At 41.5% G+C, this 14,884-nt stretch carries 6 protein-coding genes and 1 pseudogene; 1 reads left to right on the top strand and 6 read right to left on the bottom strand.

Annotated features, from left to right (window positions below; translation table 11 throughout):
- Window positions 1–6: 6 nt before the first annotated feature.
- Genes pcaF through AC0JIQ_RS06350 form a run of 3 tightly spaced genes read right to left on the bottom strand, consistent with a single transcriptional unit; the run spans window position 7 to window position 2,590 of the window.
- Window positions 7–1,227: a 3-oxoadipyl-CoA thiolase gene (gene pcaF, locus AC0JIQ_RS06360; protein ID WP_474202999.1), complete on the bottom strand. Its 1,221-nt coding sequence runs from the start codon at window positions 1,225–1,227 to the stop codon at window positions 7–9.
- Between the two features lie 5 nt (window positions 1,228–1,232).
- Window positions 1,233–1,892 (bottom strand): 3-oxoacid CoA-transferase subunit B, encoded by a 660-nt coding sequence (locus AC0JIQ_RS06355; RefSeq protein ID WP_250749864.1) that lies wholly within the window; start codon window positions 1,890–1,892, stop codon window positions 1,233–1,235.
- An 11-nt stretch (window positions 1,893–1,903) separates the two neighbouring features.
- On the bottom strand, window positions 1,904–2,590 hold the full coding sequence (locus tag AC0JIQ_RS06350) for a 3-oxoacid CoA-transferase subunit A (RefSeq protein ID WP_474202998.1): 687 nt from the start codon (window positions 2,588–2,590) through the stop codon (window positions 1,904–1,906).
- 246 nt (window positions 2,591–2,836) lie between these two features.
- On the opposite strand from AC0JIQ_RS06350, the gene pcaU reads away from it, so the two are divergent.
- The gene (pcaU, locus tag AC0JIQ_RS06345; RefSeq protein WP_474202997.1) at window positions 2,837–3,661 is read left to right on the top strand and encodes an IclR family transcriptional regulator PcaU; all 825 of its coding nucleotides are present in this window, start codon (window positions 2,837–2,839) and stop codon (window positions 3,659–3,661) included.
- Between the two features lie 47 nt (window positions 3,662–3,708).
- Here pcaU and tpgA read toward each other — a convergent pair whose 3' ends face one another.
- The 3 genes and pseudogenes from tpgA to AC0JIQ_RS06330 all read right to left on the bottom strand — a co-directional run.
- The gene (gene tpgA / locus AC0JIQ_RS06340; RefSeq protein ID WP_474202996.1) at window positions 3,709–4,509 is read right to left on the bottom strand and encodes a trimeric autotransporter adhesin/peptidogylcan-associated protein TpgA; all 801 of its coding nucleotides are present in this window, start codon (window positions 4,507–4,509) and stop codon (window positions 3,709–3,711) included.
- Window positions 4,510–4,576: 67 nt separating this feature from the next.
- On the bottom strand, window positions 4,577–8,974 hold the full coding sequence (locus tag AC0JIQ_RS06335; protein WP_474203232.1) for a YadA-like family protein: 4,398 nt from the start codon (window positions 8,972–8,974) through the stop codon (window positions 4,577–4,579).
- A 180-nt stretch (window positions 8,975–9,154) separates the two neighbouring features.
- Window positions 9,155–14,431: pseudogene (locus tag AC0JIQ_RS06330) on the bottom strand (ESPR-type extended signal peptide-containing protein); the annotation flags it as partial.
- Between the last annotated feature and the right edge of the window lie 453 nt (window positions 14,432–14,884).

Here is a 14,884-nt window from a genome sequence, read left to right as displayed (position 1 = left end):
TAGACCTCACCCAACCCGTTGAATAATGAGAGCGATGCCTTGTCCCACACCGATACACATCGAACACAACGCATATTGCCCTTGAATCTGTTCAAGTTGATTCAAAGCCGTCGTCACTAATCTCGCACCCGATGCACCGAGTGGATGACCTAAAGCGATCGCACCACCATTCGGATTGATACGAACATCATCATCCGCTAACCCTAAATCACGAGTCACTGCTAACGCTTGAGCTGCAAAGGCTTCGTTCAACTCAATCACATCCATCTGTTCTAATGTCAGATTGGCTTGTTTGAGTAACTTTTTGATTGCAGGTGCAGGGGCAAAACCCATAATGCGGGGTTCAACACCCACCGTAGTGGCTGCAATGATTTTGGCACGAGGCTTAAGTTGATATTGAGCAACTGCCTCATCTGAGGCAATCAATAGTGCTGCTGCACCATCGTTAATACCTGAAGCATTACCCGCAGTAACGGTACCTTCTGCTTTCACCACACCTTTGAGTTTCGTTAATGCTTCAATCGTGGTGGATGCACGTGGATGTTCATCCGTATCTACAACGATCGGATCACCTTTACGTTGTGGAATGCTGACAGCAACGATTTCTTGTTTAAAAAAGCCTTTGGCTTGCGCTGCTGCTGTACGTTGTTGGCTCACCAAGGCAAACTTGTCTTGATCAATACGATTGATATTAAATTGTTCTGCCACGTTCTCCGCAGTCTGCGGCATGGTGTCTACACCATAGATTTCTTTCAGTTTTGGATTGATAAAACGCCAACCCATGGTGGTGTCTTCAATTTTTTGACTACGCCCAAAAGTACTATCTGATTTACCCATCACATATGGTGCACGGCTCATACTCTCGACACCACCGGCAATAATCAGATTTGCTTCACCTGCTTTAATCGCACGTGCGGCCATCGCAATTGCATCTAGAGATGAACCACAAAGACGGTTTACTGTAGTTGCAGGGACTTGATATGGCAAACCTGCGAGTAGAGCTGACATACGACCGACATTACGATTGTCTTCACCCGCTTGATTGGCACAACCATAGATCACATCATCCACTTGTTGCCAATCCACAGTTGGATTTCGTTGCATTAAAGCTTGAATCGGAACAGCACCGAGATCATCTGCACGGACAGCGGCTAAACCACCTGCATAACGTCCAAAAGGTGTACGAATCGCATCAATGATGTATGCATTTTTTAAACTCGTGGTCATGTCGCTTATCCTTTAGCCTGTGTCGCATCAATCAATTGAGCACCCGTCAACGCTTGTAGCTCCTCAAAGCTCAGACCATCCACTTTCTCAATCACTTTTAAACCTTCTGTGGTCACATCAATCACACACAGATCGGTATAGATACGATCGACACATTTCAGACCCGTTGCAGGATAAGATAGTGCTTCAACAATCTTCGGTTCGCCTTGTTTGGTGACATGATCGGTCGTGATAAAGACTTTCTTTGCACCTACAGCTAAGTCCATTGCACCACCCACAGCAGGAATTGCATCGGCTGCACCTGTATGCCAATTGGCAAGATCACCGTTGGCTGCGACTTGGAATGCACCGAGTACCGCAATATCTAAATGACCACCGCGCATCATGGCAAAGGAATCCCCATGATGGAAAAAGCTTCCACCTGTGAGCATGGTCACATACTCTTTACCTGCATTAATAAGCTCAGGATCTTCTTCACCTTTGGCCGGTGGAGGACCAAACGCCAACAAACCATTTTCAGAATGCAGAAAGACATCTTTATCGGCTGGTAAATAATTTGAAATTTTAGTTGGTAAGCCAATACCTAAATTGACATAGGCACCATCAGGAATATCTTGTGCAACACGTTCTGCAATTTGGTCACGGCTGAGTTTTTGATAGCTCATTGTTATTCTCCTTATTGCGCAGCGACAGGTGATGTTGCTTTAACAGCAACCACATGCTGGACAAAAATCCCTGGGGTAATAATGTGTTCAGGATCAAGCTGACCGAGTTCAACTACTTCAGAGACTTGAGCGATGGTGACATCTGCAGCCATGGCCATGATCGGTCCAAAGTTACGTGCCGATTTATTAAAAACTAAATTGCCCCAACGATCGCCTTTGTAGGCTTTGATCAAGGCAAAGTCAGCTTTGATTGGATATTCAAGAACGTAGTCTTTACCCTCGATATGACGGGTTTCTTTGCCTTCTGCCAATAATGTTCCAAAGCCAGTCGGTGTAAATACAGCACCTAAGCCCATACCTGCGGCTTGGATACGGCAAGCGAGATTGCCTTGTGGGACGAGTTCTAATTCGATTTTGCCTGCATGGTAGAGTTCATCGAACACCCATGAATCTGACTGACGAGGGAAAGAACAAATGATTTTACGGACTGCACCTGTTTTTAGGAGTTTGGCAAGACCATAGTCACCATTACCTGCATTATTATTGACGATGACAAGGTCTTTAACCCCGAGTTCAATCAGACCATCGATGAGTTCTGCGGGTTGTCCTGCGGTTCCGAAGCCACCAATCATGATGGTGGAGCCATCCCTGATTTGGCTGAGGGCTTCAGTTAATGAGCTTGAACTTTTATCAATCATCTGACTACTTCCTGTACTATGAACCACTCAATCTTCATCCTGAAAACCGATGAAATTAAGCTGAGTGTTTTGTTCGGATTTCTTCTATTTATTTTTGATAAATTTTGATCTTAGTTCTATGCTTCAAAGTGTATTTTGTTCGATGATTATTATTCATGTTCGATGATCGAACATTATCCAAGTAAAATAGTCTTCTTTAGATTAAAATAATGTTTAGAAAATAGATGCGGGATGGAAATCGAAATTATGGAAAATTTACAAGAGAAAAGTCTTCGCTTGATTCATCATACTGAGAACAAAAAAATCATTCGACATGAAGACTATATTGCGGGCATCGCTAAAGGTTTAAGTATTTTAGAATGTTTTGGACCAGATCGACATCGGCTTAATATTAGTACGGCAGCAGAAAAAACAGGGTTGACTCGTGCAGCAGCACGACGTCATTTACTCACCTTAGAATATTTAGGGTATTTAGATTTTGATGGTCATTATTATTATTTATCCCCTAAAATTCTAAAGTTTTCAGGTGCTTATTTAGATGGCTCTCCTTTACCTAAAATTTGTCAGCCATTGCTCAATTTACTTACTAATCAAACCTCTCTGATTTATTCTGTTATGGTTCTAGATGGCTATGAAGCGATTACGATTGCACGTAGTGCAGCACATCAACAAACAGATCGAGTCAATCCTTATGGATTACATTTAGGCAATCGCCTTCCCGCACATGCAACTTCAGCAGGTAAAATATTATTGGCACATCTAAATGCCGAAGAACAAAAACAGTGGTTAGAACAATATCCTTTAAAACGTTTAACTAAATATACGCATACGGATAGTGAAGTTTTCCTTTCACTATTACATGAAATTAAAGAACAAGATTGGTGCTATTCGTGTGAAGAACACGAACTAGGTGTACATGCGGTCGCTGTTCCAATTTACGATTCAAATGCAACAGTCGTTGCCGCATTGAATATTGTATCCCCCACTATGCGTACCACAAAAGACTATTTAATTACTCACATTTTACCTTTACTTCTTGAAACTGCTCGCGACTTGCGTCAAGTCATTTAATTTATAAAAAAAGCATTTCCTGAACATAGAAAATGCTTTTTAAAATATTACCAACTCACATTTACTCTACGATTTGGCGCAAGACACCCTATTAGTTGCTGATCTCGATTATCCCCAGAACACTGCTGATAAACATCAGTTTGACTATTTGCTTGAATTTGAATACGTTTTTCATCAACCCCTTTGGCTACCAAGAGTTTAGCAACAGTATTCGCTCGCTGCGAAGATAATCGATGGTTATATGCAAATTTTCCTAGGGGATCAGTAAAGCCTGCAACAATAATGGGGGTATTGCTATTATCCACCTTAATTTTTTGGGCAATTTCATTAATTGAATTACCACCAGTTTCAATTGCATTTTCATCAAAACGATCAAACGCAAAAAATACACTCGCAGATTTAATGACTGGTGCAGTTACAACCACAGGTTTGTCGGGTAATTGATTATTTCCACCCCAAGTCAGTAAACCTTCACATGCTTCGCCTTTCCAAGATAGTCGTTCAGAAATATATTTTTGATCAAAATCAATTCTAAGTTGGCAACGTTCATATCTTTGTGTTTTAGGAATACGTATATCTAATACATAATTCCAAGTTCTTACTGCAAACAAACCTTCACTAAATTGTGGATTGCCTAATAAATGACGAATCTGATCTTTGGTTAAACCTGTATCTAATCGTGCAACATTATCAAGCTCATAACGCTTGACTTGCTTTAAATAGCTTTTGTCTACTCTTGGAAATTTGATCTCAGCGTTTGAATTTTGCTCGACTTGTGCTGCATATATTTGAACTGAACAAAATCCAATTAGAAAAGTAGTCATGATTAATAAAAAGTTATTTTTCATTTTTGTACTCCGTATTATTTTGAATTCGGTAAGGAGAGCTAAAACTCTCCTTTTCTTTGTTTTATTTTTAATCGAGTACAGTACTTATACCAACTCGAACCAGAGCACCACCTTGACTACCAATTGCAGCACCACTTGTAAGTGACCAACGACCATTATCCGCCGTTTTCCTGAGTGTTACGCCAACTGCATTTTGGCTATTATAATAACCTGCCCCTACAGCTAAAGAGACTTTCCCAGGCACATATGGTGCTTGCTCAAGCGCGGCATTTGCAGCAATACCTGCAGACATTTTTTCTTCTAGGCTATCAATACGATTATTTGTGTTATAAAACACTTGTTCGATTTTATTACCTAAATCGATATTTGCCTGATTAAGAGCACCTAGAGCATCGCCAACATTATTGTATGAACCATTATTTACATTATATGTAGGTGGTGTGAACTTACCATTTTCATATTTGGCCCCTCCACCTAAAGACGATGTAATGTATTGATTTGATGTATTGAGCTGAGATCCATTAACTGCCTCTTTTGATGTGCTGTTTACGGCACCATCAGAAACATTTGTAATTACTTTATTTCCAGCATTAATGCCAGCTTTAGTAATTTGAACATCTCCGACCGTAACGTTATCAGCTTTTATATTCTGAGCAGTCACATTTTTGAAAGTCACATCATCAGCCGTGGCAACTGTATATTCTGTACCTCCTGTACTGTTTGTACTTGCTACTACCGTCATATTTTGACCAGCTTTCACTGTAGTATGCTGGCCTGCTTTTTGATTAATCGACTTAATCGCATCATTGATATTGGTTTCACCAGTACCACCAATATTAACGATCGTACTTCCATCTCCGCCAACAAATGCACCATCACCCAACATATTGTGTAATTGGCTACCATTTACTGCATCTTTACTGTTTTGAGCAATACTACCTTCAGCGACGTTGGTAATTTTCTTATTGCCTGCATCAATACCCGCCTGTGTAACGTTTGGACCATCTTTAATCGTTAATCCATTGTTATTAATCGTTGTATTACCTGCTTGAACACTATCAACTTTAATATCTTTTGCGAGATCAATCGTGACATTGTTACCCGTATTGTTGACTTTGATATTTCCATCTTTATTTGCAAAATCAACAGTATCAGTTGGTTTTACTTGGCTAGAGTTTTGACCATTAGTGGTTAAATTCCAACCTTTATTGGCATTTTGCGCGGTATCATTAATTGATTTGATTGCATCATGGATGGTGCTTTCGCCTGTATTACCAATATTATTATTAGTAAATTTACCTGTGTTCGGATCATACGTGGTTGTACCACCAATGATATTTTTTACACCATCACCCACTGCAAATAATTGACTACCATTGATCGCATCGGTTGAGGTCGAATTCACATCGCCTTTGGCAACGTTGGTGATCTTGTTGTTGCCTGCATTAATCCCAGTCTTGCTGATGCTTGGGCTATTGGCAACCACATTGCCACTGCCATCAACAAAGCTGAGACCTGTACTGTTAATCACCGTACCACCAGCGTTGACGCTATTCACTGCTAGATCTTTAGATAACTCAATTGCAATTTTGCCTTGGTCAACCTTAGTGGTGATATTGCTGTCTGCACCCACCACTTCAACCGTCTCTCCAAGTTTCTTCTGTACCGCATTGCCATCCGCTGCCGTTAAGCCAAAGCCACTGTCGGTTAAGCCTGTTTGGATTTGTTTGAGTTGCTCTTCTGTCGCTGCTCGTCCTTGCGTAGCGAAGTCTGCACTGTTGGTGTCTTTATTGGTTAATCCTTCAAGGGTGCCTTTGCTCGCATCTAAAGTTACTGTATTGGCCGTATTCTTAACCACCAGTTTGCCTGCTTGTAGTTGGGTTTGGGTCGTGCCATTATCAATATTGACACCCGTTTGACTGAGTATGGTTTTGTTGCTGCCTGTACCCGCTGTCACCGTATCGATGTCTAGGTCTCGGTTCAGACTGAAATCAATCGTGGTCGTGCCTTTACCATCATTCACTGCCGTGGCTTTGAGGTTGTTTTCTCCTGTGCTTAATCCAATATCTACCGTGTCTGTTGGTTTGACTTGGGTTGAGGCTAAGCTGTTGTCTGATTTGACGTTCCAACCTTGGTTCGCATTCTGTGCAACGTCACTGACTGATTTGAGTTGTTCTTCGGTAGCCGCTTGTTTGCTGTTATAAATACCGTTTGGATCCCATGTGGTATTGCTTAAGCCACTCACTCGGCCTGTCATACCATTGATCGTGACTGGGTTGCTGCCTGTGCCTGAGCCAATCGTCACTTGGTTCGCCAAGCGGATATCCACATTATTACCTGTGTTGCTGATCACAAGGTTACTGTCTGCATTGGAGATATCCACTGTCCCATCTGGAGCAACGTTACTCTTACTCGATGCATCTTTATTGGTAGTGAGGTTCCAACCTTTATTCGCGGTTTGTTGTACTTCGTACAATTGACTACCATTGATCGCATCGGTTGAGGTCGAATTCACATCGCCTTTGGATACGTTGGTGATCTTGTTATTGCCTGCATTAATCCCAGTCTTGCTGATACTTGGGCTATTGGCAACCATATTGCCACTGCCATCAACAAAGCTGAGACCTGCACTGTTAATCACCGTACCACCAGCGTTGACGCTATTCACTGCTAGATCTTTCGATAACTCAATTGCAATTTTGCCTTGGTCAACCTTAGTGGTGATATTGCTGTCTGCACCTACCACTTCAACCGTCTCTCCAAGTTTCTTCTGTACCGCATTGCCATCCGCTGCTGTTAAGCCAAAGCCACTGTCGGTTAAGCCTGTTTGGATTTGTTTGAGTTGCTCTTCTGTCGCTGCTCGTCCTTGTGTCGCAAAGTCTGCACTGTTAGTGTCTTTATTGGTTAATCCTTCAAGGGTGCCTTTGCTCGCATCTAAAGTTACTGTATTGGCCGTATTCTTAACCACCAGTTTGCCTGCTTGTAGTTGGGTTTGGGTCGTGCCATTATCAATATTGACACCCGTTTGACTGAGTATGGTTTTGTTGCTGCCTGTACCCGCTGTCACCGTATCGATGTCTAGGTCTCGGTTCAGACTGAAATCAATCGTGGTCGTGCCTTTACCATCATTCACTGCCGTGGCTTTGAGGTTGTTTTCTCCTGTGCTTAATCCAATATCTACCGTGTCTGTTGGTTTGACTTGGGTTGAGGCTAAGCTGTTGTCTGATTTGACGTTCCAACCTTGGTTCGCATTCTGTGCAACGTCACTGACTGATTTGAGTTGTTCTTCGGTAGCCGCTTGTTTGCTGTTATAAATACCGTTTGGATCCCATGTGGTATTGCTTAAGCCACTCACTCGGCCTGTCATACCATTGATCGTGACTGGGTTGCTGCCTGTGCCTGAGCCAATCGTCACTTGGTTCGCCAAGCGGATATCCACATTATTACCTGTGTTGCTGATCACAAGGTTACTGTCTGCATTGGAGATATCCACTGTCCCATCTGGAGCAACGTTACTCTTACTCGATGCATCTTTATTGGTAGTGAGGTTCCAACCTTTATTCGCGGTTTGTTGTACTTCGTACAATTGACTACCATTGATTGCATCGGTTGAGGTCGAATTCACATCGCCTTTGGCAACGTTGGTGATCTTGTTATTGCCTGCATTAATCCCAGTCTTGCTGATGCTTGGGCTATTGGCAACCACATTGCCACTGCCATCAACAAAGCTGAGACCTGTACTGTTAATCACCGTACCACCAGCGTTGACGCTATTCACTGCTAGATCTTTAGATAACTCAATTGCAATTTTGCCTTGGTCAACCTTAGTGGTGATATTGCTGTCTGCACCCACCACTTCAACCGTCTCTCCAAGTTTCTTCTGTACCGCATTGCCATCCGCTGCCGTTAAGCCAAAGCCACTGTCGGTTAAGCCTGTTTGGATTTGTTTGAGTTGCTCTTCTGTCGCTGCTCGTCCTTGCGTAGCGAAGTCTGCACTGTTGGTGTCTTTATTGGTTAATCCTTCAAGGGTGCCTTTGCTCGCATCTAAAGTTACTGTATTGGCCGTATTCTTAACCACCAGTTTGCCTGCTTGTAGTTGGGTTTGGGTCGTGCCATTATCAATATTGACACCCGTTTGACTGAGTATGGTTTTGTTGCTGCCTGTACCCGCTGTCACCGTATCGATGTCTAGGTCTCGGTTCAGACTGAAATCAATCGTGGTCGTGCCTTTACCATCATTCACTGCCGTGGCTTTGAGGTTGTTTTCTCCTGTGCTTAATCCAATATCTACCGTGTCTGTTGGTTTGACTTGGGTTGAGGCTAAGCTGTTGTCTGATTTGACGTTCCAACCTTGGTTCGCATTCTGTGCAACGTCACTGACTGATTTGAGTTGTTCTTCGGTAGCCGCTTGTTTGCTGTTATAAATACCGTTTGGATCCCATGTGGTATTGCTTAAGCCACTCACTCGGCCTGTCATACCATTGATCGTGACTGGGTTGCTGCCTGTGCCTGAGCCAATCGTCACTTGGTTCGCCAAGCGGATATCCACATTATTACCTGTGTTGCTGATCACAAGGTTACTGTCTGCATTGGAGATATCCACTGTCCCATCTGGAGCAACGTTACTCTTACTCGATGCATCTTTATTGGTAGTGAGGTTCCAACCTTTATTCGCGGTTTGTTGTACTTCGTACAATTGACTACCATTGATCGCATCGGTTGAGGTCGAATTCACATCGCCTTTGGATACGTTGGTGATCTTGTTATTGCCTGCATTAATCCCAGTCTTGCTGATACTTGGGCTATTGGCAACCATATTGCCACTGCCATCAACAAAGCTGAGACCTGCACTGTTAATCACCGTACCACCAGCGTTGACGCTATTCACTGCTAGATCTTTCGATAACTCAATTGCAATTTTGCCTTGGTCAACCTTAGTGGTGATATTGCTGTCTGCACCTACCACTTCAACCGTCTCTCCAAGTTTCTTCTGTACCGCATTGCCATCCGCTGCTGTTAAGCCAAAGCCACTGTCGGTTAAGCCTGTTTGGATTTGTTTGAGTTGCTCTTCTGTCGCTGCTCGTCCTTGTGTCGCAAAGTCTGCACTGTTAGTGTCTTTATTGGTTAATCCTTCAAGGGTGCCTTTGCTCGCATCTAAAGTTACTGTATTGGCCGTATTCTTAACCACCAGTTTGCCTGCTTGTAGTTGGGTTTGGGTCGTGCCATTATCAATATTGACACCCGTTTGACTGAGTATGGTTTTGTTGCTGCCTGTACCCGCTGTCACCGTATCGATGTCTAGGTCTCGGTTCAGACTGAAATCAATCGTGGTCGTGCCTTTACCATCATTCACTGCCGTGGCTTTGAGGTTGTTTTCTCCTGTGCTTAATCCAATATCTACCGTGTCTGTTGGTTTGACTTGGGTTGAGGCTAAGCTGTTGTCTGATTTGACGTTCCAACCTTGGTTCGCATTCTGTGCAACGTCACTGACTGATTTGAGTTGTTCTTCGGTAGCCGCTTGTTTGCTGTTATAAATACCGTTTGGATCCCATGTGGTATTGCTTAAGCCACTCACTCGGCCTGTCATACCATTGATCGTGACTGGGTTGCTGCCTGTGCCTGAGCCAATCGTCACTTGGTTCGCCAAGCGGATATCCACATTATTACCTGTGTTGCTGATCACAAGGTTACTGTCTGCATTGGAGATATCCACTGTCCCATCTGGAGCAACGTTACTCTTACTCGATGCATCTTTATTGGTAGTGAGGTTCCAACCTTTATTCGCGGTTTGTTGTACTTCGTACAATTGACTACCATTGATCGCATCGGTTGAGGTCGAATTCACATCGCCTTTGGATACGTTGGTGATCTTGTTATTGCCTGCATTAATCCCAGTCTTGCTGATACTTGGGCTATTGGCAACCATATTGCCACTGCCATCAACAAAGCTGAGACCTGCACTGTTAATCACCGTACCACCAGCGTTGACACTGTCTACTTTTACATCTTTCGCAAGTTTGACTGTTAATTTATTATTTCCATCCGCAACAACACCAATATTATTATCAGAAAGTTTTGAACTATCAGTCACACCACCCACAATATTTAATGTTTCTCCAAGCTTACGATCAACTTTAGTTCCAGAATCAGCTTGGAAAGTCAAAGGTGTATTCGCCAAATCTTCGATTGCCGAATTGGTACGATACAACTGACTACCATTGATTGCGTCCGTGCTCGCGGAGCTAATACGCCCCGCAGCAACATTTACAATCGTACGCTCATTTCCGACACTACCTACACTCACACTGGAAGAATTTGTTGGAGTACCCGCAAAATTATAAGTTTTACCGTTTATAACTGTATTTGTCGTTTGAACATAATCCGCAGACTGAGAACCGCTACCAATCGCGACTGCCCCAGTATGAGTAACGGTGGTATTGGCACCTAAAGCAACACCATTATCAGCACTTACTTGTGAGTTTGCACCTTGTGCAATTGTATTGGTATTTAAAGCTCTAGCATTTAAGCCTTGAGCAATCGCAGCAGTTCCTGTAGCTAATGCATTCGTACCTGTTGCCGTTGCATTATCTGCAATTGCTTGAGCATTATTCCCTTGTGCGATGGCATTTTGATTTAGAGCTTTTGCAGATACACCTTGAGCTAAAGCATTTGTACCATCTGCTTTTGCTTGTTTACCAAGTGCAACTCCATTTTCACCAACCGTTTGTGCATCTACACCTATCGCGATTGCATCTTTGGCTTCAACCTTGGTATTTTTACCAATTGCAATCGTATTTTCCTCAGTCGCACGCGCTTTATTCCCTAACGCGATAGCACTTTGAATTTGTGCAAAACTATCAGAACCGATCGCAATCGTATTTGAGTTTAAATTATTATCTGTTTCTTCTTTAGTTGGATTTGCTTTGCCAGAAATTGCATTATTACCCATTGCAATCGCATTGTTTGCATAAGTCGTCGCTTTGGTACCTGTAGCAATCGAGTTGCTTGCTGTTGCGGATGATTGAGTACCCAAAGCCAGCGCATTATTTGCTGAAGAAGAAGCTTGTGTACCCAATGCATACGCATCTGTTGCTGATGTTCGAGTGCTTACGCCTAATGAAACTGAACGCGCGCCATTTGCCCGCGCATCGTAACCTTGGGCTATACTTTCTTCGCCACGCGCAATTGTATTTGCACCAAGTGCAATTCCTTTACTATTCGTTACGAGCGCTGATGTACCAATAGCAAGTGCATTATCAACTTTATCTAAGCTTGTTTGCGGCTCAGATTTTGCGCTTTTACCAATGACAATACTATTTTCACCACGGCTTATCGCTTGTTGACCAATCGCAACGCCAGAGGTGTCGTAGGCAATTGTCCCCGTTGAGCCAATACTGGTGGTATTGTCACCTAAAGCATAAACTTGTGAACCAATTGCAGTACTATTTTTATTTTGTGCAATCGCTTCAGGACCAATCGCTACAGCATCAACCCCTGAAGCCCCTTCATTATTTCTATTACCAATTGCCTCTGATTTAACACTGACGTATTTAACTCGACTTGCTTCAATCGATTTTTGCATTTGATCTAAATTAACTGCATCTGTACCCACAACACCTGGAGCTAGTCCACTAATTACCGTATTTGGTCGTAAATTAATTTGAGTAGAAGTTGCATCGGTATAAGTTACTGCGTTATCAACACTTGGCAATACTGCACCACTGGTAATTGCACCAAGTGCTTCGACAACCGTGTCATATTTATACTCAACGCCCTTGGTATCTTTTAAAGTAATTTGTGAGTAATTGCCGTTACCATCAACCGAAACATTACCACCAATTAAATTTCCAACTTTATCTTGTGCAACTTTAAGCTGACGAATATTCACTGCATCATAATCGTCTGCACCATCATCTACATGAGCAATACGTCGGTTAAATGCAGCTATACCACCAGAGCCATCAGAACCAACTGAAACAACGCCCTGCGTACCTATTTGAGTAGAGGTTAAATAGCCTGATTGCGTTGCTGCTGTAGTCGTAGATGCAACTGAGTTAGCGCCAAGAGCAATACTATTATCTTTAGACCAAGCATTAATACCAACTGCTACACCATTGTCCGCATTCCCCTTATTGCCTTTTCCATCATCAATCCCTTCGACTTTTGAACCTGCACCGACTGCTACAGCTCCTTGATCAGATGCATTTGCCAAATAACCTACAGCTACAGCCGCTTGACCTGTTGTTGATCGACCACCAATTGCAGTGGAATGATCAGCTATACTTCCTTTTTGATTTGACAGATAACCAATACTTACATTTTCTTCACCTTGAGAAGATTGCCCAGCTTGTGAACCAATCGCAATATTATAATTTCCTGAGGTGCCATTCGATGCTTGTAACCCGATGGCTATATTTTCATTACCTTTGATGTTTTGGCCTGCACTTGTACCAATTGCAATGTGGTTTTGATTACTATTCCCCAAATTGTTAATCGTACCTGCACCAGCATTTGCACCTAAAGAAATTGAACTGGTACTATTTGCCTGAGCACCCACACCTAGTGCAGTACCATTTCCTGCTCCAGCTGTTGCACCACTTCCTAATGCCGTCGCAGAACCAGCTGTTGCTTTGGCTGATTCACCAATTGCTGTAGAATTTGCTGCAGATGCCAATGCAGATGCACCTATAGATGTTGTCTTTTCAGAACTTGCTGTTGCTTCATTACCGATCGCAATTGCTTTATTTGTATTAATTCCAGTTACTTTTGCAGTATCGCCTAAAGCAATTGAACTGGTTACTTCTTTTGTATCTACCGTAGCAGCTTGACCAATAACTGTGTTTTTATTGCCTAAAGCTTTACTGTCTTTACCAATTGCAATCGATTCAACACCATCCGTCGGTGTCGTGATACCATCATCGGCAGTACCAACGCTTGCATTATTGCCAATTGCAATTGCGTCTTGAGCAGCTTTATTGGTTACTGCTTTGGGGCCCACAGCAACTGAGTCCGTACCATCTGCGACCGAATCATCCAAAGTCGAAGTTGCATGAAAATATTTTGCTCGTTCAATCCCTGCATTCAATAAATCTTGTTGAATCTGATAAAGTTGATCCCCTGTTACGACTTGTTTTGATCCAGCACCTACAGTTGCATTTTTGGCAACAGTAATTTGACCATTATCAATGACCACTCCGTCGACAGATACCTTGTCAAAATTCACTTCTGGTTGAGTAGAAACAGTAATATCTGTTCCACTTCGAGTAATTGCAATATTTTTACCATTGATAAATTGAACTGTATCAGAAGATTTTATGGCTGTTTTTGCATCACCATTAGATTGCAAATTCCAAGTTTGATTGGCCAAACCACCTACAGAAGATTGTAAATTAGAAATATCCCCTTCATTGGTTGTAACACGATTGTTTAATAAGGATATATCGCCTGAATTCTTTGAAACACTTGTATTAATTGTTGAAATATCGGATGTATTTTTTGATACATTTGTCGTGAGCGAGGATATATCCGATGTATTTTTTGTAACTTTATTATCTACATTTTTAATCTGACCATAAGTTGCTGCATCATCATTATTAACACCATCACTTAAGCCTGAAATTTTATTTGTAGTATTATCTATGGTGATTGAACCTACAGAAACTTTATTAAAAACAACATTATCAGTAGTTGATATTGTATGTTTGATATTCAGAGGATCTGTAGTATCCGTAACAACTTGAATATTTTTTCCGTCGATAAGCTCATCAGCATAGATCAAAGTATTTCCACATACAGCATTAAGAACAATGACTCCTACCGTTAACTTTAAATTTTTAGATTTAACTCTTGATTTTGCTAGCTCAGAAACAACAACCCAAGCATTTAAAGCAGCATTCCAGACCAACTTATAAACTTTATTCATCTTTATTTCACCTTTATGTATATATATGTTTTTTGTTAAATTATTTATTTTGAGTAAAATATAATCAAAAAAAATAAGAATCTTTCGTAATAAAAAGAATACTTTTCTTTATATTTTTGTTTTAGCTTAATCAGTTTTATCTAATGAATTAAACAACGAGTAAATATTTATTAATTTTATAAAGCAAAAAATTAAAATTAAAATTTTGATTAAAAATAATTTTTATATAAAAAATCCAAAAAACCTAAAAACCTTATTGCAAAAATCGTCATGTGTATTTATGTAAATTTATTTTACCTTTCGTAAAAAAAACATACTTTCAAGATTATCTTCAAAAAAAATTAAAACCTACACAATAATAAACCACTGATATGCATATAAATAATCTAGATTTAAAAATTTATATCTAATAAATCAACACATTTGCACACATCAAATTCACATAGTATTTTA

The sequence above is a fragment of the Acinetobacter sp. FB genome, from assembly GCF_056033405.1.
Note: the sequence above shows the minus strand (reverse complement) of the source record. Positions and strands in the feature narration are given on the sequence as shown.